The 24330-nt window shown below is 68.3% G+C and carries 17 protein-coding genes and 4 pseudogenes; 9 read left to right on the forward strand and 12 right to left on the reverse strand.

Annotated features, from left to right (window positions below; genetic code table 11):
• Positions 1-345 precede the first annotated feature (345 nt).
• The 3 genes from AOK24_RS08355 to AOK24_RS08370 all read right to left on the reverse strand — a co-directional run bounded on the left by AOK24_RS08355 (position 346) and on the right by AOK24_RS08370 (position 3489).
• Positions 346-1722 carry a lysine N(6)-hydroxylase/L-ornithine N(5)-oxygenase family protein gene (locus AOK24_RS08355; protein WP_055719407.1) on the reverse strand — a complete coding sequence of 459 codons (1377 nt, stop codon included), beginning with the start codon at positions 1720-1722 and terminating at the stop codon, positions 346-348.
• Positions 1686-3182 carry a pyridoxal phosphate-dependent decarboxylase family protein gene (locus AOK24_RS08360; RefSeq protein ID WP_240553739.1) on the reverse strand — a complete coding sequence of 499 codons (1497 nt, stop codon included), beginning with the start codon at positions 3180-3182 and terminating at the stop codon, positions 1686-1688. The genes AOK24_RS08355 and AOK24_RS08360 overlap by 37 nt, the downstream gene beginning before the upstream one ends.
• A gap of 97 nt (positions 3183-3279) precedes the next feature.
• Positions 3280-3489, reverse strand: a complete 210-nt coding sequence (locus AOK24_RS08370) for a hypothetical protein (RefSeq protein WP_055719410.1) — start codon at positions 3487-3489, stop codon at positions 3280-3282.
• A gap of 365 nt (positions 3490-3854) precedes the next feature.
• Between AOK24_RS08370 and AOK24_RS08375 the strand changes: the two genes are divergently transcribed.
• From AOK24_RS08375 to AOK24_RS08385, 3 genes are read left to right on the forward strand one after another with little or no spacing between them, the layout of a single operon-like run.
• On the forward strand, positions 3855-4715 hold the full coding sequence (locus AOK24_RS08375) for an ABC transporter ATP-binding protein (RefSeq protein ID WP_055719411.1): 861 nt from the start codon (positions 3855-3857) through the stop codon (positions 4713-4715).
• Entirely contained in the window at positions 4712-5710 is a 999-nt protein-coding gene (locus tag AOK24_RS08380; RefSeq protein ID WP_055719412.1) for an ABC transporter substrate-binding protein, read from the forward strand. Before AOK24_RS08375 ends, AOK24_RS08380 begins: the two co-directional genes overlap by 4 nt.
• A 3-nt stretch (positions 5711-5713) precedes the next feature.
• Positions 5714-7783 carry an iron ABC transporter permease gene (locus tag AOK24_RS08385; protein ID WP_055719413.1) on the forward strand — a complete coding sequence of 690 codons (2070 nt, stop codon included), beginning with the start codon at positions 5714-5716 and terminating at the stop codon, positions 7781-7783.
• A gap of 131 nt (positions 7784-7914) precedes the next feature.
• Here AOK24_RS08385 and ectB read toward each other — a convergent pair whose 3' ends face one another.
• Together ectB and AOK24_RS08395 are read right to left on the reverse strand one after the other, a co-directional pair.
• A complete protein-coding gene (gene ectB / locus AOK24_RS08390) occupies positions 7915-9225 on the reverse strand; it encodes a diaminobutyrate--2-oxoglutarate transaminase (protein WP_055719414.1) in 1311 nt (436 codons plus the stop codon).
• A gap of 278 nt (positions 9226-9503) precedes the next feature.
• Positions 9504-11441 (reverse strand): primary-amine oxidase, encoded by a 1938-nt coding sequence (locus tag AOK24_RS08395; RefSeq protein ID WP_055719415.1) that lies wholly within the window; start codon positions 11439-11441, stop codon positions 9504-9506.
• 509 nt (positions 11442-11950) lie between these two features.
• Between AOK24_RS08395 and AOK24_RS08405 the strand changes: the two genes are divergently transcribed.
• Both AOK24_RS08405 and AOK24_RS08410 read left to right on the forward strand, forming a co-directional pair.
• Positions 11951-12985, forward strand: a complete 1035-nt coding sequence (locus tag AOK24_RS08405) for an alcohol dehydrogenase catalytic domain-containing protein (protein WP_055719417.1) — start codon at positions 11951-11953, stop codon at positions 12983-12985.
• A gap of 78 nt (positions 12986-13063) precedes the next feature.
• On the forward strand, positions 13064-13684 hold the full coding sequence (locus AOK24_RS08410) for a GNAT family N-acetyltransferase (RefSeq protein WP_055719418.1): 621 nt from the start codon (positions 13064-13066) through the stop codon (positions 13682-13684).
• A 101-nt stretch (positions 13685-13785) separates the two neighbouring features.
• Here AOK24_RS08410 and AOK24_RS45550 read toward each other — a convergent pair whose 3' ends face one another.
• Positions 13786-14688, reverse strand: coding sequence for an IS701 family transposase (locus AOK24_RS45550; RefSeq protein WP_133258161.1), 903 nt, complete (start codon positions 14686-14688; stop codon positions 13786-13788).
• A gap of 408 nt (positions 14689-15096) precedes the next feature.
• Positions 15097-15363, reverse strand: coding sequence for a hypothetical protein (locus AOK24_RS08415; RefSeq protein ID WP_133258160.1), 267 nt, complete (start codon positions 15361-15363; stop codon positions 15097-15099).
• Between the two features lie 441 nt (positions 15364-15804).
• Between AOK24_RS08415 and AOK24_RS52665 the strand changes: the two are divergent.
• Positions 15805-16220, forward strand: a pseudogene (locus AOK24_RS52665) (phosphorothioated DNA-binding restriction endonuclease family protein); the annotation flags it as partial.
• Between the two features lie 614 nt (positions 16221-16834).
• Positions 16835-17713, forward strand: a pseudogene (locus AOK24_RS45555) (WXG100-like domain-containing protein); the annotation flags it as partial.
• Between the two features lie 1386 nt (positions 17714-19099).
• Here AOK24_RS45555 and AOK24_RS08430 read toward each other — a convergent pair.
• A pseudogene (locus tag AOK24_RS08430) lies at positions 19100-19302 on the reverse strand (DUF4913 domain-containing protein); the annotation flags it as partial.
• A gap of 174 nt (positions 19303-19476) precedes the next feature.
• Between AOK24_RS08430 and AOK24_RS08435 the strand changes: the two are divergent.
• Complete coding sequence (locus AOK24_RS08435; protein WP_055719423.1) at positions 19477-20295, forward strand: hypothetical protein; 819 nt, start codon at positions 19477-19479, stop codon at positions 20293-20295.
• Positions 20296-20525: 230 nt separating this feature from the next.
• Here the strand turns inward: AOK24_RS08435 and AOK24_RS08440 are convergent, their stop codons facing one another.
• The 3 genes from AOK24_RS08440 to AOK24_RS08450 form a co-directional block, all read right to left on the reverse strand.
• Entirely contained in the window at positions 20526-20981 is a 456-nt protein-coding gene (locus AOK24_RS08440) for a hypothetical protein (protein WP_055719424.1), read from the reverse strand.
• 14 nt (positions 20982-20995) lie between these two features.
• Positions 20996-21484 carry a restriction endonuclease fold toxin-2 domain-containing protein gene (locus AOK24_RS47375; protein ID WP_055719425.1) on the reverse strand — a complete coding sequence of 163 codons (489 nt, stop codon included), beginning with the start codon at positions 21482-21484 and terminating at the stop codon, positions 20996-20998.
• Between the two features lie 678 nt (positions 21485-22162).
• Positions 22163-22834: a response regulator transcription factor gene (locus AOK24_RS08450; protein ID WP_055719426.1), complete on the reverse strand. Its 672-nt coding sequence runs from the start codon at positions 22832-22834 to the stop codon at positions 22163-22165.
• Positions 22835-23319: 485 nt separating this feature from the next.
• Here AOK24_RS08450 and AOK24_RS52670 point away from each other — a divergent pair.
• Positions 23320-23580: pseudogene (locus AOK24_RS52670) on the forward strand (transposase); the annotation flags it as partial.
• A 177-nt stretch (positions 23581-23757) separates the two neighbouring features.
• On the opposite strand, the gene AOK24_RS08455 reads toward AOK24_RS52670, so the two are convergent.
• Positions 23758-24330 (reverse strand): sensor histidine kinase (locus tag AOK24_RS08455; protein WP_420876658.1); only part of this gene is annotated, 573 nt, incomplete at its 5' end.

The following is a 24330-nucleotide window of genomic DNA, read 5'->3' on the forward strand; positions in this document are numbered from 1 at the left end:
GCACGCACACACCGATATCCGGGGATGCCGAGACGGACATGGACAACTGAGTCCAGCGAGGCAAAGACCTCACAGAGCGGGATCTGCCATGTCCGTGATATCTGCGACGGTTGCGGATCAGGAGTGGAGAGCACCGACGGCGGTGCCTTCGGCTGAGCCACCAGTGCGGCAGCCGAACTGTCCGCCGCCACCGGCAGATCGGAGAGAACCGGAGCAGTCGGGTTCTCGTGGGCACCGGTCGAACACCGCCGACGCGCCGGATTTCCACATGCACATGTCGTGCCGCGCGGCCCGGACAGCGATCAGTCCCACGATCGAGCGATCACGAACCGAGGAAGACCGGACTCAACGCCTACTCAGGCCGAAGGTGGTGAAGGCGGTCCGTTTCGGTAGCCGGTAGGCGCATCCGGCGCTCACCGAGTTCAGGATGACGGCGCTGCGCCAAGCGGCGAGCCCGAGGTCTGGGGTACCCACGCCATGCGTGTGGCGCTCCGCGTTCTGTACGAAGACGGAGCCGCCGATCGCCTCGTCGAGGACAAGACGGTGCTCCTCGTCGACCTGCGGGCGGCCGGCGCCGTCCGTGCGAAGGTACGGCAGCAGCGACTTGATCAGACCCTCGGCAGGGCGCTCCGCGTATCCGGTGGCCAAGACAACGGCGTCCGTGGCCAGGAATCGGGTCTCCCCCTGCTCCCGCTGTGCGACCTGGAGTTCGAGTCGATCACCTCTGCGCTCGATGGAGCGCAGCTCGACGCCGGGCGTCAGCGTCGCGTCCGGCCAGTCACCGTGCAGGGAACGCTGGTACAGCTCGTCCTGGATCTGCCCGAGGGTTTCTCCGCTGACGGCCTTGTAGAGCTGCCACTGTTGCGGCACCAGCTGGTCCCGGACGGACTCGGTGAGACCGTGGAAGTAGCGGGTGTAGTCGGGGGTGAAGTGCTCCAGGCCCAGCTTGCTGTACTCCATGGGCGCAAACGCGGAGGTGCGCGTCATCCAGGTCAGCTTCTCGCGGCCTACAGGACGTCGGCGGAGCAGATCGAGGAAAACCTCCGCGCCGGACTGTCCGGAACCGATCACGGTGACGTGTTCCGCGTCGAGCAGTCGCTCGCGGTGCGCGAGGTAGTCCGCGGAATGGAAGACCGGTACTGACTCGTCCTCCACCAAGGAGGTCAGCGGCTTGGGAACGTGGGGTGTGGTTCCCACACCCAGAACGAGATTGCGTGCGAAGAGCCGCCCCGCCCCGCTCGCTTCGCCCCCCTCGCGGACCAAGGTGAAGTCCACTTCGAAAGCACCGCGTCCGACGTCCCAGCGCACCGTGTCCACGGTATGACCGAAGCGGCAGCCCGGCAGCCGTTCGCTGACCCAGCGGCAGTACGCGTCGTACTCCGAGCGCTGTATGTGGAACCGCTCGGCGAAATAGAACGGGAAGAGCCGTTCCCTGCTGCGCATGTAGTTGAGGAACGACCAGGGACTGGTCGGATCGACCAGGCTGACCAGATCAGCGAGGAAAGGCACCTGGAGTGTCGATTCCTCGATCATCATTCCCCAGTGCCACCTGAAATTCGCGCGCTGCTCGAGGAAGGCGGTCCGCAGCTCCGGGAGCCCGTCGGCGAGGGCGGCGAGAGACAGGTTGAAGGGACCGATCCCCACCCCCAGGAGGTCGAGAGGCTCTTCCTCGGTGTCAGTGGTGGTCACGGCTCTTCTCCAAAGGTGTGGGGGGTTCTGCATGCGACGGACGCACTGTCGGCGACGAGGCCCAGCAGCCGTTCCACATCGGCCGGTCCGGTCCGGGGGTTCAGCAGAGTGGCCTTGAGCCAGAGTCGGTTGTCGCCTTCCGGGCCGTCGCTTCGGGCTCTCCCCAGCACGGCTCGGCCGTCCGAGAGCAGCTCGCGTCGTACTGCCGCGACCAGTTCATCGCCTTCATTCCCCGGTAGGTCGTCGGCGGCAAGCGGCCGGAACAGCACTGTACTGATGCCGACCCCATCGGGGTGCAGGCGGAGTCCGGGATGCTCGGCGACCGCCTGCGCGAACTCCTCGGCTTGGCTGATGCACCGGTCGACCAGATCACCGAGACCCCTGCGGCCGAGCGCCCGCAGTGTGACCGCGATCTTCAAGGCGTCGGGTCTGCGCGAGGTGCGGATCGAGCGCCCCAGCAGATCGGGAAGCCCGGCCTCGGTGTCGTCGTCTGCGTTCAAGTAGTCGGCCTGGAGGGTGAGAGGCTCCAGCATCCGCCGATCCCGTACGGCGAGGACTCCCGCTGCGACGGGTTGCCAACCAAGCTTGTGCATGTCAAGGGTGACGGAGGCGGCCGACTCCAGGCCCGTGAGGCGGTGGGTATGGCGGTCGCTGAACAACAGCATCCCTCCGTAGGCCGCGTCCACATGAAGTTCCGCGCCATATCCGGCGACAACCTCCGCCAGTTCAGGCAACGGATCGATCGCTCCCTGGTCGGTCGTACCGGCCGTGGCCACGACGAGGACGGGTGCCGTCCGCCCGTGTACGGCGAGCAACCGGTCGAGGGCCGCGGGGTCCATGCGCCCGTCAGAGCAGGGCACCACCAACGGCGTGGGCAGCCCCAGAGTCCATGCCGCGCGAGCCACGCTGTGGTGGGCGTTGGCTCCGCACACCACTTGCAGTGCCGCGGATCCCCGGTCACGGGCTCGTTCCCTGGCCAGCAGCAGCGCTACGAGATTGGACTCGGTGCCCCCGCTGGTGATGAGGGCATCGGCGTGTACTGCCCGCGGATACACGAGCCCTGCCAGCGCGGTGGTCACGCCCTCCTCGATCACCGTGGCGGCGGGTGCCTGGTCCCAGGAGTCCATCGATGGATTGAGCACTGCGGCGGCCAGGTCTGCAACCGCCGCGACGGCCAGCGGAGGACAGTGCAGATGGGCCACGCAGTGCGGGTCCGCCGGGTCGGCGGAGCCTTGGGCAACGGCGTGCACCAGGGTGCGCAGTGCCTCGTCCGCTCCGGTGCCATGCTCGGGCAGGGCCATGGGCCAGACCTTGCGTACATCGGCTTGGACAGCATCCGGGCCGCCATGGGGCAACGGTCCGCCACGATCACGAGCGCCGTCGGCCAACGCGTCGAGCACGACCCCGGTGAGGTCCTGGAGCAGACCTGGGCCGTCGACACCGCCGGCCAACGACGCGGCGGAGTCATTCCAGCTCACATCAGTGCCCTTCAAGGTCGAATGAGATAGGCGATCTTAACGTCTCTGTGTCATATGCCGATGGGGCAATTCACCTCAATCCACTACCCTTAGTGATTTTTGACGCGCGAAGTCACGGTGGTGGGCGGGGCAGGTCGTTCCCGGCGAGGCAGTCGTCGATCAGGTCCGGCCGGTACGGCAGTTGCTCGAGTCCGTGCTTCATCGCGGTGACGAGTCGTCCCAGGGTGGGCGCCGCGAGGTTGGTCAGGATGCCGCGATCCAGTTCTGCCCGGATCCCCTCGGCCGGGTTGAAGTCGGGGGCGTACGAGGGTAGTTGGATCACCCTCAGCCAGTCCGGTCGGCACGGTGACCGTGCCGACCGGCAATCCGTAGCCCCCGGCGACAGCACAGACTTCGTCGGAGCTCGGGTCGCGTTCACCAGCCTTGTCCGGGCAATCGCCATCCTGGTGCTGGCGCGATCCTCGGCGGGCTCGCGGTCATGCCCGCCGTTCCGGCCGTCCGCCGGCAGTGGCCGCTCTCGAAGTCCTCGGCGGTCGCCACCGGAAGAGCCCTTGATCTCCACCGCCGGTTTGACGAACTACCACTGGGTCCGGGGGCGCCCAAGTCCCGGGAAGGGGCGGAGAAAGCGCGCTGCTCGTGCAGGTCAGGCCCGGATGCTCAGTACTATGGTTAGGGTAACCTTCCGGGGTGCGAGTTGCTGAAGGGGGCGCGGAAGCCCGCCGCTCCCGCGGACATGAGCTGTCGGCCACGGACGTCACCGTGGCCTATGACGGCGTCGATGTGATCCATGGCGCCGCGATGACGCTGCGACCCGGCGAAGTCACCGTGCTCGTCGGCCCGAACGGCAGCGGCAAGTCGACGCTCCTGCGAACGATCGCCCGGCTTCAGCAGCCCCGCACCGCGGACATCACCCTGGACGCGCAGACCGACGGACTCGCCCTGAGCGCCCGGGAGTTCGCGCGTCACGTCGCCCTGCTCACCCAAGGCCGGCCCACACCCAGCGGTCTGACCGTGCGCGATGTCGTCGAGTTCGGCCGCTATCCGCACCGCGGACGCTGGGGCAGGTCCGACCCTGGAGGCAAGGACGCGGTGGACCGTGCGCTCGCCATGACGGACATGACCGATTTCGCCGAGCGCGGCGTCGAGCATCTGTCCGGCGGTCAGCTGCAGCGGGCCTGGCTCGCCAGCTGCCTCGCCCAGGAGACGGGCGTACTGCTCCTCGACGAACCCACCAACCACCTCGACCTGCGCTACCAGGTCGAACTCCTCGACCTGATGCGGGACCTGGCGGACGGCCACGGCATCGCCGTCGGTGCCGTTCTGCATGACCTCGACCAGGCCGCGTCCGTGGGCGACCGGATCGTGCTGCTCGGCGAGGGCCGGGTGATCGCCGACGGCGGCCCCGGGGACGTACTGACCGCACAGCGGCTCACCAACACCTATGGCATCCGTATCGAGATCGACACCGACCCCGTCACCGGCCTGCTGCGCACCCGCGCGATAGGCCGCCACCACTCGCGAAGTGAAAGGCTCTCCACCCGCTCATGAGGCGCACCCTGCTCGCCGCGGCCGTCACCACCGCAGCGGCTCTCGCCCTGTCCGCCTGCGGAACGACCGAGCCCGCCGCCGACAAGAAGAACGAGGACGCGAAAGCCCCGTCGAGTGCGGCGGCCATCACCCTCACCGACGGCACCGGTGCCCAGGTCAAGCTCGACGGCCCGGCCAAGAAGGTCGTCGCCACCGAGTGGAATGCGGTCGAGCACCTGATCGAGCTCGGTGTGGACCCCGTGGGAGTCTCCGACATCAAGGGCTACAAGCAGTGGGACCAGGCCGTCCCGCTCACGAGCGACCCCAAGGATGTCGGCACCCGCGGCGAGCCCAGCATGGACTCCATCGCCGCCCTCTCGCCGGACCTGATCGTGGCGACCACGGACCTTCCCGAGGCCGCGATCAAGCAGCTCAAAGGGGTCGGTACGGTCATCACGCTGAAGCCCGCCGACGCCGCGGACCCGGTCGGCCAGATGACCGAGAACCTGGACCTTCTCGCCCGGGCCACCGGCACCACCGACAAGGCCGACCAGCTCGAGAAGGACTTTGACGCGAAGATCGAAGAGGGCAGGAAGGCACTCGCCGACGCCGATCTCGCGGGTGTGGACATCGCGTTCGCCGACGGCTATGTCGTGTCCAACCAGGCCTCCATCCGCCCCTTTACCCGTGGCTCGCTGATCGGCGGCATCAACGAGAAGCTCGGCCTCAAGAACGCCTGGACCGTCAAGGGCGACCCGGCCTACGGTCTGGGCAAGACCGACGTCGAGGGCCTCACCAAGCTGCCCAAGGACGTCCACTTCGCCTACATCGGCAACGACGGCGACAAGGCCAGCACCCCGTTCACCGGCATCCTCGCCAAGGACAAGGTGTGGACCTCGCTCCCCTTCGTCAAGGACGGCAATGTGCACCGTCTGGACGACGGCATCTGGATGTTCGGCGGCACCGGATCGATGAGCACGTACGTCGACAACCTGGTCAAGGCGCTGACCAAGTAACCGATGGCCGTCACCGCAACCACCCCTGCGACCCGTCCGCAGACGGCCGGACCGTCCCGGACGGGTGCGGTCGCGGTGACGGCCCTGCTTGTCCTTGTCGTGGCCGTGTTCGCGGTCCTCGACATCACCCAGGGCACCGCCGCAGTCGGCGCCGCCGAGGTCTTCAAGGCACTGACCGGGCAGGCCGACCCCACCGATGCCTCCGTCGTGATCGCCTCCCGGCTGCCCCGTATGGCCGCCGGCCTGCTCATCGGCGCCGTGCTCGGCATGGCCGGTCACACCCTGCAGGCCGTCAGCCGCAATGTGATCGCCTCGCCCGACACCCTTGCTGTCAACGCGGGTTCGCACTTCGCACTCGGTATCGCGGCGACCACCGGCGTCTCGCTGCCGTTCTTCGCGTCCTCGGGCGTCGCCTTCCTCGGTGGCCTCGCCGCCGGCGCGGTCGTCCTCGCCCTGTCCGGCCTCGGTGCCGGCACCGTACGACTGGTGCTCGCGGGCACCGCCCTCACCCTGGGCCTGACGTCCATCACCGAAGGCCTGTCGCTGCTCTTCCCCCTGGAGACCGAGGGCCTGAACCAGTGGAACCAGGGCAGCATCGCGCAGAACGGCTTCGACGGCATCCTGCGGATGCTCCCGATCGCCGTCCTCGCACTGAGCGGCCTGATGCTCCTTGCGCGCCGAGTCGACGCCCTGGCGCTCGGCGACGACGCCGCCCGCGGGGTCGGTGTGCCGGTGCGCTCCACCCGTGTCACGGCCGTAACTCTCGCGGCACTCCTGTCGACCGCCGCCGTCACCCTCGCAGGCCCCATCGGCTTCGTCGGCCTGTGCGCCCCCGCGCTCGTACGGTTCCTCGCGCGCCGCTTCCGCACCTTCAACAAGTCCCGGGCGAGCCTGCCGTTCTCGGCCCTCGCCGGAGCCGCCCTGGTGCTCGGATCCGATGTGGCCCTGCGGGCCCTCCTCCCCGCCGACACCGCCGTCGCGGTGCCCACCGGCGTGGTCACCAGCCTGGTCGGCGCGGTGTTTCTGGTCGTCCTCGCCGCACGGGTCAAGGACGCGGGCGGTTCGGTCGCGGCCGACCGGCTGCGGATCCGCAGCCGGGCCGTGGCCGTCACCACCAGCGTCGTCCTCGTCATCGTCCTCGTCGGCGTGACGATCGTGTCCGTGCTGCTCGGCGACGCCAAGCTGCTGCTCGGCGATGTTCTCAACTGGCTCCAGGGAAGGGCCGTCCAGAGCGTGTCCTTCGTGCTCGACACCCGTGTGCCGCGTGTCACGGCGGCACTGCTCGCGGGCGGCGCACTCGCGCTCGCCGGCACCCTCATCCAGGCCGTAACCCGCAACCCGCTGGCCGAACCGGGCACCTTGGGCGTCTCGAACGGCGCCGCGGTCGGCGCGATCCTCCTGATCACCACCGTGCCGACAGCCAGCGGGTGGGGCGTGGCCGCCGCGGCGCTGACCGGTGCGACGGTCACCGCAGTGATCGTCTTCGGGCTCTCCGCCAAGGGCGGCTTCCAGCAGAACCGCGTGGTGCTTGTCGGCTTCGGTATGGCGACCGCAGGCTACGCACTGACCAGCCTGATGATCATCCTCACTGATCCCTTCAACGCGACCAAGGCCCTGACCTGGCTCTCCGGCTCCACCTACGGCCGTACCTTCGTCGACACCCTGCCCCTCACGGTGGTGCTCGCCGTCGGCCTGGCCGCGTCGGTGGCCCGCCGCGCCGAACTGGACCTCGTCTCACTCGACGAGGACACCCCGCGACTGCTCGGACTCAACCTGGGCAGGGGTCGTCTGGGCTTCCTCGTCCTCGGCGTCCTGCTCACCGGGACCGCGGTCGCGGCTGCTGGAACCATCGCCTTCGTGGGCCTCGTCGCCCCGCACGCGGCCCGCGCCCTGGTCGGCCGTCGGCACGCCCGCGTCGTGCCGGTCTCGGTGCTGCTCGGCGCGATCCTCGTCTGCACGGCCGACGTGGTGGGCCGCACTGCCATCGCGCCCGCGCAGCTGGGTGCGGGTCTGATGACCGCGGTGATCGGCACACCGTACTTCCTCTATCTCCTGGTACGCAGCCGCCGCTAGAGGTGCGGAGCCGGCGGTGGGCCGAACTGCGGGGCGCCGCGCGGCACTTGAACCCTGCGGACCGGATCCCCTCGACCGGGTCGAGGTCCGGTGCTTGCGAGGGCAGTCGGTGCACGGTCAGTCAGTCCCGGTCAGTGATCCACGCGTGCATGCGGGAGTCCGGGTGCACGGCGGGCTTCAATGACGGCCTGGACAGAGTCGTTCAGGAGGCGCAGTCCCTCGTCGAGCTCGTCGTCGGAGATGGTCAGGGGAGGGAGTAGTTTGACCACTTCGTCGTGCGAGCCCGCCGTTTCCACCAAGAGGCCGCGGGAGAATGCCTCTTGACTGACGCGGCTGCCGAGTTCTGTGTCGCGGTCGAAGCACAGACCCCAGACGAGGCCGCGGCCACGGACGGTCGCGCCGGTGTGGGCGTACCGGCCCACGAGCTCCTCCAGCGCGGAGGCGACGATTTCGCCCTTACGGAGAGTCTCCTTCTCCAGGTTCCCGTCGCGCCAGAACTCCCGGAGGGCCGCGGTCGCCGTGACGAAGGCGAGATTGTTGCCGCGGAACGTGCCGTTGTGCTCGCCGGGGCTCCAGACGTCCAGCTCGGGGCGGAAGAGTGTCAGGGCCATCGGGAGGCCGTATCCGCTGATGGACTTCGAAAGGCAGACGATGTCCGGGGTGATGGAGGCGGCTTCGAAGCTGAAGAAGGGGCCGGTACGACCGCAGCCCATCTGGACATCGTCGACGATGAGGAGAATCCCCGCGCGGCGGCACAGCTCCGAGAGCTCGGCGAGCCACTCCGGCCGGGCGACGTTGACACCCCCTTCGCCCTGGACCGTCTCGACGATGACCGCGGCGGGCAGGTCGACCCCGCTGCTGGTGCTGCCGATCATGGACTGGAGCAGATCCAGTCCCGGGACCGCGCCGTCGTTGAAGCCGTCGTAGGGAATGCGGTACGTGTGGCCGAGTGGTATTCCCGCACCGGCGCGCTTGGCGGCGTTGCCGGTCACCGCGAGCGATCCGAGAGTCATGCCGTGGAAGGCGTTCGTGAAGGCCACCACGGTCGTGCGACCGGTGACCTTCCGGGCCAGCTTGAGGGCGGCTTCAACACTGTTGGTGCCAGTAGGCCCAGGGAACTGGACGCGGTAGTCGAGATGGCGTGGCCGCAGGATGACCTCATGCAAGGCCGCCAGCAGGTCGTTCTTCGCCGCCGTCGCCATGTCCAGGCTGTGCGTGATGCCGTCGGAGTCCAGGTAGGACTTCACGGCCTCCTTCAACGCGGGATGGTTGTGCCCGTAGTTGAGAGCCCCGGCACCAGCGAAGAAGTCGAGATGGCTACGGCCGTTCTCGTCCTCTATCCGACTGCCTTTGGCTCGTGCGAAGACGGTGGGCCACATTCGGCAGTAGCTGCGGACTTCGGATTCCTGGGCCAGTACGCCGGAGGCTGACGAAGACGCCATTGTCTGTGAGGTGGGGGTAGCGGATGCCGCCACGGGACTTCTCCGGTTGATGTCGTCTGTGTGTAAGGGAAACCGGCCGTATTCAGGCTGAGTTGGTCGGCCGGTCCGGCCTGGACTTGGCGGCGTCGAAGCTGGAGGCCCTGCGGTTGACGGTGGATCGCCTGGTGGCGCGGGGAGGGGCGGTGGAGCCTGAGCCGGATGGTTCATTCCGACTCGTACCGCCCCTGCCCCTGCCGGACGATCTGCTGCGGACCGCTTGCCGACGGGCTCTGACCGCCTCAGCCGCTGTGGCAGTGTCCTCCACCGCCGCTGGGCGGCACGTCAAGGGTCGGGTTCCGGTCGAAGAAACCGACCGGTTTCAGTGTGAAACCGGCGCTGTCCACGGGCATGATCGGCCAGTCCTCCGGACGGGGCCAGTGCGTGAGGCCGAAGGTGTGCCACAGCACGATGTCCTCGCCGTCAATACTCCGGTCCGCCTCGGTCCATGCCGGCAGCCCTGCGCCACCAGGATGCTGGTTCACCAACTGGCCGGCCGGGTAGCGTTCGTCGTCGGAATGACTGGTCACCCACAGGTGGTGCCTCGCGAATGCCGCACGCGCCGCGATGGATGACCGTTCGTCGGCGAGCAGGGTGGGCAGCCCCTCGGGGACCAGCGCATAAGCGACCGGTTGCCCCAGATGGTTGGTGACCTCCGGGTTGATGACGTGCCACTCCCGATTGAGAGCCGGATTCGCGTCACGCTTCGCCATCTGCTCGGACACCAGCCGGGTCGCCTGGCGCCCGAAGGCGTTCCCGTACGGGTTCTCCTCGCTGATCGGGAACCGTGCGACCTCGACCTCGTCAACCGCGTTGCGGTGTCCGTCCACCGCCATATCGAGTCGTGCGGAGAAGAGATGCTGGTGAAAGGGCGCTCCCAAACCTGGGGCGATCTCGGTGGCGTAGGCGCCTCGCTCCTTCTGATAGCCAGAAGGGAAAACGATTCCGGTGGCCTTGACCTCAAAACCAATCGTGCCATCAAGGTACAAATACCAGTAGAAGCCGTAGTCGTAGTTGCCGACAGTGCTGAAGAAGGAGATGACCAAGCGTCGCTGACGACGGGTCTCACGTACTCCTACGAGGAGATCAGTGTGCTTCCACAGCACGCCGAAATCCTCTTCGTGCATGCATATCGCGTTGCGAATGGTCTTCGGCCGACCAATCTCGTCGGCGATCACCACGTCGGTGTAGTGGATTTCTCCCAGACAGTCGCATCCCAACTCCAGCGGGTTGGCGTACCTGCCGAACAGGTACTCCCCACCGTCGAAGTAGTTCTGCCAGAAGCGCGTCGGAGACGGATCGGCATAGGGGACGACCATTTCGGCGATCGAGGCCCGATGGACCACGGAACGGTCCCGGTCCCGGTCCTTGTCGAAAAATGAGATGTCGTGCAGCGTCAGCCCTTCGCGCACGTTGTACCCAATGCGCAGGGACCAGTTCTGCCACTGGATGAAATTCTCGTTGACGGAGAAGCTGGCCCCTTCAGGCTGCGTGATCTCGATGGGCTTCAGCGAAGTGCGGTGCGGTCCGGTGTACGCGGGATCGTGGAAGTTCCCGGGGTCCGTCGGCACCGGGACCACTGCGTGGTCGATGACCTGACGCACCTCACGCTTCGTCAGGTCGACATAGGCGACCAAGCCGTCGATGGGCTGTCCCCAAGGAAGGTCGTGCTTGTGAGGCTGGTCGAGGCCGAAAGCGCGGACGATGCGGTGGCCTTCCTCGCCCGGGAAGTCGAAGTGCCCCGCTGAGAGGGACGTAGCCAGAACGGTCTCGACCGTAAGTCCACGCCGGGCCAGGGCTTGCTGCCACTGAGAATCGCCGTCCAGGATCTCCTGAACAGTCAGGAACTCCTCATTCAGAATCGGCAGTTGAGCCTGTCGTGTATCCAGTTGCTCAAAAGAGACAACAATTCCGCGAGTGACGGAGACGAGGGCTTCGAAAGAAGTGCCGTCCGAGCGCTCCAGCAGCTGTACGCGGAGGACACGGTCCACTGTGGAACCAGGAGCGAACGCAGACAGGTCCGCCTTGCTCGGTTCCTCCGGTATGACGGAGACGAAACGCGTCGAGGGACCAAGCCGCCCGGATGCCTCCAGGATGGCACGCATTGCGTGCACTTCCTCGGCGGTGAGCAGGGCTATCGGATGGGACGGTGGCGCTGCGGTCACATCGCGGTCAGTCATGAGAAGGGGGCGCACCTTTCAGTGGGTTCTGCGTTGTTGGTGGGTTGGACGAGCCGCATAAGGTCCAGATCGTTTATCGCTGAGCAGCGCCGACCGCCTGGCCGACTTCTTGGCCTGAGTGATACCGGTGCGCCGGTACACGGGCACCATCAGCGCTGACCTGCGCCAGCCCCATCGTCAGCGCCACGGCCTCCAAGGCGCCTTCGGTGCCTCCGCAGCTGATGAGCATCTGCACCTGCGACGCCTCTCGGCGCTTCTGCGAACGCACGCGCGCATAAGGTCGACGTCACGTCCGTGCGCTCCTCATCCACGTCCTTCGGGCCTTGCTTGGTGACGGATGGTGCCGTCAAGGGGGAACTCCCAGTCACAGCTGCGGCTTGACTGCCTATCAGCAGATGGGGGGACTCCCCCTGGGCGGACTCCGGCGCACATGTTAGCTTCGGGGCTGCTCGCAGGCCCAGTGGGTCTCTTGGCGCCTTCACCGACGAAGCAACGCGAACGGAATACTCATGCGCTCGACAATCATATACGGCGCTGGCGATGTGCGCGTCGAGGACGTTGCTGATCCTCGGGTGCAGGACCCCACCGATGCTGTAGTGCGTGTGTTGCGTTCGGCCATTTGCGGCTCCGATCTCCTGCACTACGCTGCGATGCCTCCTTCCGAGGAAGGCATGCGCATAGGACATGAATTTATCGGGGTCATTGAGGAAATAGGCTCAGCGGTATCTGGTTTGAAGGTCGGCGACCTAGTGGTCGCGCCATTCATGTACGCGGATAACACTTGCTCCTTTTGCATGGAGGGTCTGCATACATCCTGCTCGCAGGGTGGCCTGTGGGGCCTGGGCGGCGTGGACGGTGGGCAGAGCGAGGCCGTGCGGGTGCCGTGCGCACAGGGAACCCTGGTCAGATTGCCGGTAGGGAACGACTCCGCGCTCCTTCCCTCGCTGCTTACCCTGGCCGACGTGTTCTCCACCGGCCACCACGCTGCCGTGACCGCAGGAGTCGGCCCGGGCGTGACCGTGACCGTGATCGGTGACGGCGCTGTCGGCCTGTCGGCGGTGCTCGCCGCCAAGCGGCTCGGAGCCGAGCACATCATTCTGATGGGGCGTCACGTGGCGCGTACGGAACTCGGACGGGAATTCGGGGCGGCTGAGGTCATCGCGGAACGCGGTGAGGAGGGCGTCGAGTCCCTGCGGGAACGCACCGGCGGTATGGGCACACGAGCGGTGCTGGAGTGCGTTGGCACCCTGGCCGCGCTGGAGACGGCCTTCGCCGTCGCACGCGACGGCGGTACGGTCAGCCGGGTCGGCGTACCCCTGTACCCGCAGGGGCCGGTCGGCTTCGATGTCTTCCAGCGCAATGTGACGCTCACCGGCGGCGTCGCACCCACCCGCGCTTACATCGAGGAACTGATGCCCGATGTCCTTTCGGGCCGGGTGGAGCCCGGACGGGTCTTCGACCGGACCATCGGCCTTGAGGAAGCACCGGACGGCTACCGCGCAATGGCCGATCGCGTAGCGCTCAAGGTCCTGCTCCGGCCCTGATCGGAACGTTCGAGCTCAGCTCGCCGACCGTCCGTCGTCTGAGGCGCCACGGACTCCATCAGCTCACCAAGGAAGCCAATGTCTGACCGCACAACTGATACGTACCAGTCGCGGAACGCAGTCCACGAACAGTTCCTCGACGGCTTCGGCACGGTCCGTGTGCTGCCCCTTGACGCCGCTGCCGACGCGGAGGTGATCCACCGTTGGGTGAGTGAGGAACGGGCCGCCTTCTGGGGCATGATCGGCCTTTCCCCCGGCGATGTGGCCGATATCTACGCCCACATGGACACCCTCGACACTCACCACGGCTTCCTGGTGCTCAAGGACGGGGAACCGGCCGCCTTGTTCCAGACGTACGAACCGGCCGCCGACCGGGTGAGCGAGTGCTACGAGGTTGAACCCGGCGACATCGGTATCCACCTACTGGTCGCCCGAGCCGGAGCGCGCGGTATCCGCCCCGGCTGGACCTCCGAGTTGATGACTGTCCTGCTCACGTATGTCCTGCGGAATCTGCAGCGCACGCGTGTAGTGGCCGATCCGGATGTGCGGAACGTCAAGGCCGTCGGCCGTTTCCTCCGTCAGGGATTCACTCTTGGGCCCGTCGTCACCCTCCCCGAAGTGGACCTTCCGGACGTGTACCTGCCGGAGAAGGAGGCCCAACTGGCCTTCCTCACGCGTAAGGAGGCGTTCCCCTCCTAGACCGGTCGAGAGGAGACGTGCTCGGCTCTGCGCCCGTAGTGGCGGTGCGGTGCGGTGCCGGATGCCGCGCCCGCGCCCGGAGCGGATCGGCGGTATCCCCTTCACTGTGATGGCCTGGGCAGCCAGGGCCGCGAGGAAGGCGTGCGCGAGCATCGCGAAGGTGATGTGCCGGTACCAGCCGGGGTAGCGGCGGACCTCGTACTCGTCGAGACCGCACTCGTTCTTCGCGGCCCGGAAGCATTCCTCGATCGCCCGGCGGGAGCCGGCGATCCGGGCGAGAACCCAGCACCGACGGGTGGGCTCGGCACCGTCGAAGAACTCGATGACGGGCAGCCTCGCAGCCGCCCAGTCGTAGACGCGCGCGCCCTTGGCGCCATCACCGCAGGACAGCCTCTGCCAGGCGTCCTCGGGCGCTTCACGCATGAGCTGGTCGATGCGTCAGATCCCGGCGAGCGACGTGACCTTGCGATGTGGGAACGGCGAGCACGTGGCCGAGGCCGAGTTCCTCGATGGCGCGGCGGGAAGGACCGGTCCTGCCCGTAGGCCTCGTCCGCGGTGACCCACGCGGCCGGCAGACCCGCGGCAATGCCGCGGCGCACGATCGCCAGGGCCGGCTCGCCCTTTGCCGCGAACGCCCGCTCGTCGGGGATCTTCGCCGCGCGGCAGCGTTCGCGGTCCTGGGGCCAGCACTTGGGCAGGTAGAGCTCGCGGTCGACCAGGGCCCGGCCGCGCGTCGTGGCGTAGGCGGCGAACACGCCGATCTGGCAATTGTCGGTCTTCTCAGAAGTGCCGGTGTACTGCCGCGACACCCCGGCCGAGGCCGTGCCCTTCTTGATGGATCCGGTGTCGTCCAGGATCAACACCCCACCACTGCCCAGCTGTTCACCGACATAGGCCCGCAGGTCGTCCCGCATCCGCCATCGCAGATCCGCCCGCGAGAATCGGCCCGCCACCCGCGCGAACACCGACTCCAACTCCGCCCGCCAACAAGCGGCTTCAGCCATCCCCACAGGGCACGATTTCTCACTGGAGTACCAAGGGCTCCCCAGGGCGACTGAGGGAACTGCGCGCCTGGCGCATCTGGTCCGCTGGGTGCGACCTTGGATGTGCGGGGCCGGGGCCTGTCCGGCTCCGGCGGCCGTCGTGCCTCGAGCCGGGAGGCGATACTCGAGGCCGAGACTCCCGTCAGGCTGCTCGGCGCCTCGGCGAAGGCGGCCTTGTGGGCCTTCGCGAGCTCGCGGCGTTCGCCCCGGTAGTCGGCCAGTTGAAGCAAGTCCCTTCGGCGCAGGGCCAGGACACCGGAAGATCCACTGGTTGCCGAGGGCGCGGCGCCTTTGAACACGCCTCCGTTCTCGGCGACAGTCTGATCCGCCGGATCTTTGTGCTGAGGCCCGCTCCGCTACGTCACGGCGTTACCCCGCGGTGCCCAAGTCTGGATCGCGGGGTGACTGCGCTATGAACTCGCGCCCGGACCGCACCACATCCGCCCAGCGCTCCTCGTTCAGCAGAGAGGTCATGAGGTGCGCGTCCAGGTCCTCTACCTGTGGCAGGGACTGGGCTGCGGCAGAGGCCATTCGGGCGGCGTCGATGGACTGTCCGCCGGCCTCGTAGAAGTTGCTGCTCTCGTCCGGAGGGGTGCCGAACGTCATGTGCCAGGCCTGAGCCAGCTGGGTTGCCATGATGTCCCCTGCGTCATCATCGAGGCTTTGAGGCGGCGTCACGTGTGTCATGAACAAGCAACTTAGCTTATATGCAGGTCAGGAGTAGTTGCGGGAGTGTCCATCCACGGGTTTCGTGGACACGTTGGTTATGCGGTCCGGCTCGCCTGATGGGCCGAGATCCGCGCTTGCCGGGTGATCCGTTCGAACTCGACGGGGTGCTCTTCAGCCGCTCCTCGGTGTGGAGTGAACGACTCCGCGGCGGCATTGTCCAGGGCCGACCGGACGCGCCCCATGGGCTGCGCCACGCCCCAGCGGTCGCACGACTGCCCGAACGCCTCAGACGTGTACTCGTGGGAAAGATGGCGCCGTTGACCTGGCCGCCTCTGGCCGTGATCGCCATCTGCCAAGCGGTGTTTGTTCCTGGGGTGCGGCTCCGGCGGCGGTGGCAGAGTGGCGTACATGACACGCGACGAACTGCTTGCCGCACTGGCCGGCGAGCACAGGTGGGCAGTCGCCGCGCGCCGCACAAACCGCTGCTCGTTCTGCGGCTGCTCGGGAGGTACGCCGCCGACGGCAGCACGGTGGTCACTTACGACGAGGCTGAAGTTCCCCTCAGTCGCGTGATCAACGACTTCGGTCCAGCCGTGACCGGCCGAGCCCGGGCGCGACAGCGAGTCGCGATGCCGTTCGTCCACCTGGAGAGGAACCTGTGGGATCTCAGGGATTACCACGGCGCCGCCATCGGGCCGGACGCCTCCGAGCGAGGCACCTGGCTGAGAGCCCGCGGTGCTCACGGGCGACCGCATCCCGAGATCGAGCTACTGCTGGCCGACCCGGGAACCTTCGCCTCTTCGGTCCGACTCCTCCTGGACCAGCAGCAGATCATCGATGTGGTGCGGCGGGCCAAGGGGCCGGTCACGGTCAAGCAGGTCTGCGCCGAGCTCGGGATCCCTCTGGAGCCGGCCCGCTCGGAGGCCCTGCGCGCCAAGCTGAAACGGCTGGCTCAGCGGGGCCGGCTGGGCAAACGGCCGGACGGGAAGTCCACCGCCACCGGGTGAACCGCCGCGTTCGTCACGGTCTCCGGCCGGGTCCGTAACAACAGTGCCCCCAGCGGTAGTTGATGTCGTATGCGAAACAGGACCAGCTCCGCCAGGGGCACGCAGACGGTTGTCCACCAGTCCAGCCTCACGCCGGCGCAAGCTGTCGGCAGGCTGTGGGCGAGGCGCTGGTGCGCGGGGAGAGTGAGGTCCAGGGCCTCGGAGGCCCAACTGTCGTGAAGTGAGGCGGAGATGGCCCCCCGCCCGACGGCGGACCGGCCATCACATCCGGAACTGCACCGGGGGATAGGGCCCGCGCGAAGGGGAACGGCGCGAGCAGGCTCCGCTCTTCATCCACTTGCTCACGTGTCGCCGCCTCCCGCCAAAGTTCCCCATTGCAACGCTTGCACGATGCCCGAACGGGCGAACGCGTGGCGGGAAGGGGGACGGGGATGGGCTGCACGATTCCGGGTTGGCTGGATGAGGTTCTGGACTTCATCGGGATCAAGTTCCCGAATGTGGACGAGGGCGACTACCGCGAGATGGCCACGGCGATGCGGGAGTTCGCGGAGAGCTTCGAGGGCCACGGCGCGGACGCGCACCTCGCGTTCGCGCGGATCCTGTCGTCGTCCGAGGGCTGGGCCGTGGACGCGATGGAGCGGCACTGGGGCCAGGTGAAGGCCGGTCATCTGGAGAAACTCCCGGAGCTGGCGCGGCTGTTCGCGGATGCGTGCGACGTCCTGGCGGACATCGTCTTCGGGATGAAAACAAAGGCGGAGGCCGAACTCGCCGTCATGGCCGGGTCGGTGGGCCTGTCCATCGGCCTGGCGTGGGTGACGGGCGGCCTGTCGGCGGTGCTGGGCGCGGCCGAGATCGCGGCGATGCGTCGGGTGGTCAAGCGGATCGTCGACGAGGTGATCGCGAAGGTCACGGAGCCGGTGGTCGAGGACATGGTGCTCGACCTCGCGGAGGGCGCGTTCTCGATGCCCGACAGCGCCGGCGGGCACGGTGGCAAGGACGGGCACGGCGGTATGCAGATCGCCTCGGCCGGAGGCGGGGGTGGCGGGACCGGTGGAAGCGGTGCGGAGAAGGTCACCCGGATCGATCACACCGAGTTCGAGGGCGGCGCGGGGAAAGTCGCCTGGCACGGCGGGGAGTTGAGGGTGGCGGCGTCCTCGCCGCTGGGGCGGGCCAGGGGTGCGTTCGGGCGGAGCAAGGGCCGGGACCCGTTCACGCAGGCGTTCGACAGCGTGCTGCACGGCGGGTTGAAGGGGACGGAGAAGGCCCTCGACAAGGTCGCCAAGCACATCACGGAGACGATCCCGGAGCGCCCGATACGGAGAAGTCTTGCGCGGTACGGAGCGCCAGAGGGAAGACATCCTCACGGCGGTGGCAGCCGTCGACTGCTGAACACCGGTTACGAGATGCGCGACGAGGCAAGCTGCTCGCCGGCTTCGGTCACGGTGGAGCGCCACGGCGAAGACGCGCGTGGCGGGCAGCCGTGGTGCACAGGGTGTCGGTTGTCGCGGACGAGTGTGCTGAGGGACTCGGTGAACCAGCCCAGGGTGGAGGCGAGCGCGAACAGAGCGGCGAGGGCTGGTCGGGCAGGACGTCGAGCCAGTCGCCGAGGAAGTGGTGACGCGGGGGCTGGCGGCGAGCGGGCCGAGGAGCAGGTGGAGGTAGGAACGGGGCGGCGGGGTCGCGTACGGGGTGGTTGGGAGGCCGGTTACTTGGTCGGCGGCGTCCTCCAGTATCCGGGCCGGTTCGGCGGGCGGGGTCACAGGGCGGCCTTCCGGTCGGGAACAGCGGACGGGGTGCGGGCGGGCGCTGCGGCGCGGCGCGGCGCCGGGAGTGGTGTTGATCGTGCGCAGGGCGTGCGGGGCGAGGTCGGCCAGGTCGGGGTAGGGGTTGTGGCGGCCGAGGCGGAGTTGGGCGTCGCGGTAGCCGGCGCCGCGGGCTGGCGGTGATGAGGAGAATCTCCTTCGGATGCGTGCCGCCGGGCGGGGAGTCGCGGGATTGAACGACCAGCCGGTGCTGCGCCGTCGGCCCGAGACACACCTTGTGGAACCCTTCGAGGGCCCGTGCGGCGGCCTCGTGTGGGGAGCGCCGTGCACGAGCCTGGAGCTGGAGCCAGGGCCTCGGAGAGGGGCTGGAGGTCGGTGAGGGCGTCGGGGTGGGCGGCGAGTTCGAACCTCGCCGGTTCGCCGCGACCGCCCTGGATTGCGGCAGCCCGCCGCCCCGTGATGTGCCGGGACCGGACGAGTGCGGGGAACGGGGCGACGCCGCCCGCGCCCTGCGCTCGGTGAAGCGGAGGGCTGCGGCATCGGGGTGTCCCGGCCGTCTTCCAGCCATTCCTGCGCCTCGGCCGCCCTTGGGAAGGCGCCCTCGGGGAGCGGGTACGTCCCAGCGATGCAGTCCACTTGCTCCAGCAGGATGCGTACCGGCGGCGCGTCGGCCGCGCCGTCCTGGACGATCCCCCACGTCTCGTCGAGATCGGGCCAGGAGTCCTGGGCCGTCATCGCGGCACCACGTCGCCTCGTCGGCGGGCTGCAACAGCCCCTCGGGGAGTTGGAGGACCGGCTCATGCGGACAGCCACGGGTGATAAGCCACGCCTGCCCCCGAGCGACCAGACCGTGCTCCTCGCAGGCCAACCGGTACAGGCCCGCATGCGACGGATCGGCCGGAAGCAGACCCTCCAGCAAGAGGCTGGCGGTGGTCACACGACCGCCTCCACATCGGCGGGCGTCGACAGCAGACGGTGCGCCGGCCGGGCAAGGCTGGTCGTGCACGCCGCGAACGGACCGTCAGCGGCCCGCAGTCGAGCCATCACGTGATCGAGGTGGTCGCGGTGCCACGCCAGCCACAGCCCGTGCAGCCGGGCCACCGTGGGCGCCACGGACGTGAACTGCTCACCTCCCGGCGGGGTAGGCGGCACCGTCCAGCGCGAGGATCAAACACAACCGCGCCTCGGGACAGGTGGTCCTCTCCACTGCCGCCATAATCACTCATATTGATGAATATATGTGCCTATTTGGCGTGTCCCGGGTATGCCGATCTTGACATTCTTCCTCTCGTCAATCCCCTGGAGTCCTCGTGAGACACCTCCGCCTGGCCGCGCTCGCCACTGTCGGCACCCTCTGTGCCACCGTCCTGTGCACCGGGGCTACCACGGCCGGCGCCGACCCGGCTCCCGCACAGGTGCGGGCCCCCCACACGATCAACGTAGGGCGCTCCCGGACCGTGGCCCCCCATTCGGGGACCAACGTCAACGTCCCCTGTCAGTCACCCGAGCAGAGCTCCGGAGGGGGTGTCCGGACCACCGGCACCGGAGTCTTCATCACCGCCTCTTGGTCCTCGGCGGGCTGGGAGGCCGACGTCTACAACGAGTCCGACAGCCCGCAGACGGTCACGCCCGTGGCGATCTGCACCTCGCAGCGTCACACACGCCGATCGAGCATCCCCACCGTGCGTGTGCCGGCCGGGCAGTCGGGGCTCGCCCGCGCGTTCTGTCCCGCCGGCATGGTGTCCACCGGTGGCGGAAGCATTGGCGGCGCCCAAGGCGGGAGCCGGATGTATATGAGCCAGTCGTCCGACATCGGCAGCGGCGAATGGGTTGTACAGGCGTTCAACCACTCCGCGTTCGAGCAGCTGCTCCCCGCTCAGGTGGTGTGCACCGACACCCCCCACAGCGCGTGGGCCAGCGGCGGCACACGGCTGGCCCAGGGCGCCACGGGAACCGCTCACGTCGACTGCCCCGCCGGCGAGGTGCCGACCGGGGGCGGCGGACTCGGCAACCCCGCCGTGCAGTTCAACGAGTCGTACCCCACGGCCACGGGATGGACCATGCGCGCCACCAACAAGGGCAGCCAGCCGCTCACCTTGTTCGCCCGAGTGACCTGCACGCGGCCCTGACCCCAGGTGGCGCGGAACCAGTCGGGATGTCAGCGGCGGACGCCCAGTGCCGAGCCGGCCGCTCGCTTGGCGTTCTCGTTCTGGACGGTGCATCACTGGACAGCAGTAGTCGGCCCACCGCATGTGCTCTGATCAGCCAAAACACCACAACTTAGCATCAGGCAGCAGCAGCCGTCACGTCCCCTGCCGATCTCGTAATGCGTAGGTCTCTGAGTCTCAGAGCGAAGGGGCTATTCGATCCCGGCTGCTGTCAGGTGGGCCCGGAGTGCGGCTTCGATCTCGGTCGCGTCGCCCATTGCGGGCAGCGGTGTCGGCGTCTCCTCGCCGTTGGCCATCGCGGCGCTGCTGATGAACCGTACGGCGGCCGGTGAGGGGACGTAGGAGTCGCGCAGCCACTGTGCGAAGGCGGCCGCTTCGTCGGCGGTGACGTTTCCCAGGGTGATGTAGGCGTAGTCGGGAGTGGGGAGTGCCGCGGTGCCCGTGATCCAGACGTCGGGTGCGATCTCGATGTCGAAGTCCAGGACGTCAACGCCGCGGAGTGCGTCGACGTGCTGTTCGAGGACTCCGTCCGGGAAGGCCCGTCCCAGGGCGGCGCTGAACGTTTCCAGGTTTGCCTGCCAGGCGGCGGGGTTGTCCTCGGGCGGGTAGAAGCCGAAGGTGGTTCTGATGTTGAGGGGGACAGACACGGGGTTCCTCGGTTTCAGGGCACGTACCGTGCGGAGCCGGTGACGCCGTTCATCGATTCCCAGTAGGCCGCGTCCACCTTGACCGGCTTGGCCAGAGTCGCGTTGACCCGTTCGATGCTGCGGAAACTCCCCTTCGTGCAGTCGGGATCGCGGACGTGCTTGGCCTCCACGAGGTAGCCGTCCATCGGGCGGACTCCGTCCACCATGAGTCCCCGTTTGTGGCCATCGAGGGGTACTTCGCGCTCCGGGTAGCCGGCTATGCGCAGTTGGTAGGCATTGTCCGCGTTGGCGGGACCGCCACCACCTGCGAAGCCTCCAGGTGCGAGCGAGTTGAGCCAGGTCCGGAACTGTTTCTGTTCGGCCGGGCCGAGGATGCGGGTGGTTCCGGGGGCCGGCGGGATGGGGTCCTGGCCGGGGATGGACGGGTCGACCCTGTTGACCCCGGCGCTCATCGGCAGGATGCCGGGGACTTGTCCGTGGAAGGAGGCCAGAACGAGCGGCACAGGCTGAGGCACCGGTACCGGGAACAACGGAAGTCCCGGCAACCCTGGCCGGCCGTCCGATTCGTTCGGGAGCCTGACCCGCTTCTGCGAGTCGTCGAGGGCGTTCGCGACGTTGCCGAGGCGGTGGATCCATGGGTCGTCGAGCCGAGGGCCGTGACCGTCGCCTCATCAGCCGCGAAGAGGACCGCTCCCAATCGGTCGACCGGTCGCCCGGAGCATCGCCCCGGTCGGTCATGGTCAGCCTCGCAATGATCACAGCGGCCCGCTGGGCCGACACCTGGTCTGTTTCCGCCGCTTCGAGCGCGACCGGTCCCTCGGCGGCACGAATCCGGTACGGGAGACCGGGAACCCGCTCCCCGACGGGCCGGGAGGAAGCGGTAGTGAGCGACGGGACCGCCGAACTCTTCGGGACGCTGGCCGAGATTCCGGAGGCGTGCACCGCCGCCGAGGCGGTGACCACGGTCGGTTCCGTGAAGGTTGACGGCACTATCGCCACGGTTCGGGTGACAGATTCGTCTGCTCCCTCAACCAGGAGGACCCGGCGACGCCCGTCGGCCCGTTCTTCGTGGACACGCGCGCCAGCAGCAGTGCACTGGGCGCCGGTTACCACTACGACGTACTCGTGGACCGGTGCCGACCAGTGGGCGGCCTTCGGCCGAGGAGAGCGGCCGGACCTTTTCAGGCAGTGCCAGGTGTCACGAGTCCCGACTCGTACGCCACGATTACCAACTGTGCACGGTCTCGTGCCCCCAGCTTGCCCATGATTCGGCTGACGTGGGCCTTTGAGGTCAGTGGGCTGAGTTCCAGGACGTCGGCGATCTCGGAGTTGTTGAGGCCGCGCGCGACCAGGGTGAGTACCTGTCGTTCGCGTTCGGACAGTTCGCTCGGACCGCTTGTTGTGGATGGCGGTGGGGTGTTCGGGGTGCGTAGGAAGCGGGCGATCAGGCGTGAGGTGGGGCCGGGGGAGAGGAGGGAGTCGCCGGCGGCGACTGTTCGGATGGCGTCGAGGAGTTCGGCTGGTCTGATGTCCTTGACGAGGAAGCCGGATGCCCCGGCTCGCAGTGCCTCGACGACGTGCTCGTCGGTTTCGTACGTCGTCAGGACGAGGACCTTCACCCCCGCGAGGTCCTCGTCGGCGGCGATGAGTCGGGTTGCCTCGATGCCGTCGAGGTCGGGCATGCGGATGTCCATTACGACGAGGTCGGCCCGCGCGGACCGGGCCAGCGCCACGGCCTCCCGACCGGTGCCCGCCTCGGCGACGACCTCCATGTCCCTGGCCGACGAGACGAGCATCGCGAAGGAGGACCGTACGAGGTTCTGGTCGTCGGCCAGCAGTACGCGGATGGTCACTGGTCCGCGATCCTTTCTGCGGGGGTCGGTTGGGCGTTGGGGTGGCGGGCTGGTTCGAGGGCTCCGATGAGACTGCCGTTCCGGCTCTTCCGGAGCTGTCGGTTGGCGACAGGGGGACGAGTTCGGGGATCGGTCTAGCATGCGGTCTGCGTACTTAACGAGGCCGGGCCGGAAGCGAGTTCGCCGTCGCTCGCACTGCGGCTGGATTCGCCGAGTTCGGTGACGTTGAGGTGCTGTCCGGCGTGAAGTTCGACTCCGGCGATGCCAGGGGCATTGCCGGGTACACGCGGCTGCGCCGCCACAAGCTGGGCTAGGCCAGCCTCTGCCGGGGGCGCCGGATCCCGGCTGCTCTGGGCGGGCGCCTGTGCTCGGCCCCGGCGGGCGTCGTGGACGAACACCGGGCCGAGGCCGGACGCGACTCCGTCATCGCCCTGGTCACTGTGCTCCGCAGACTCGGCACGGTCGAGAAGGGCCTCGACCGTGCCGTGGCGTCCCACCTCTCCCAGCGCCCCGACGGACGGACCTTCACCTCGCTGCCGAGAGCCGGACAGGTCGACGCCGCCCAGATCCTGGCCGAGTGGGGTGACTCCCGGGCTGCCTACGACGGCCCGGACGCGATCGCCGCGTTTGCGGGCGTCGCCCCGGTCACCAGAGCCTTTGGCCGCATGCGCGGAGTGTCCTACCGGTGGGCCTGGGACAGACGCTTCCGCCAGGCGGTCACGACGTTCGCGGACAACAGCCGCCATGCCGATGGATGGGCGGCCGACATCTGCCGATGGGCCCGGGCACGGGGTATGGGCCATCCGCGCGCGGTCCGGGTCCTGGCCTGCGCATTGATCCGTGTGATCCACCGGTGTCAGCTCAACCACCAGCCCGACCCAGCACGGCGGACGGCAACGTCTCACAACCCCACCACGGGGGTGTCATCGGACCTCGCCCTCCCGCGACAGCGGCAGTGTCGCGGTCACCTCGAAGCCCTCGACGGGTCCTGGCCCGGCGTCCAGTGTGCCGCCCACGCTACGAGCCCGCTCCCGCATCCCGATGAGCCCGAACCCCGGCGTGCCGTCGCCCACCCCGCCGCCCGAGCCGTCGTCCCTGACGCTCACCCGCAGCGCGCCGTCCGCGGTCCACAGACCCACCCGCACGGTGAGGTCGTCGCGGCCACCGTGACGTACGGCGTTGGTGAGCGCCTCCTGCACGATCCGGTACGCGGCGGCGCCCACGGAGGGCGGGACGCCGTCCGCGCGGACGGACAGTTCGACCTTGGCCCCCGCCACCCGTCCGGTCTCCACGAGACCGGCCAGCCCGTCGATCCCGGGCAGCGGCCCCCGCATGTCCTCGGCCCCGGAAACAGAACCGGACAGGGAACCGGCCCTGGAACCGACCCTCGTTCCCCGATCCGCGCCCGCTCCCCGATCCGCGCCCACGCTTGCTCCCCGATCCGCCCTCGCTCCTCGATCCGTGCCCGTTCCCTGGCCCGTGCCCGTTCCCTGGCC

The sequence above is a fragment of the Streptomyces niveiscabiei genome (genome assembly GCF_001419795.1).
Taxonomy (GTDB): domain Bacteria; phylum Actinomycetota; class Actinomycetes; order Streptomycetales; family Streptomycetaceae; genus Streptomyces; species Streptomyces niveiscabiei.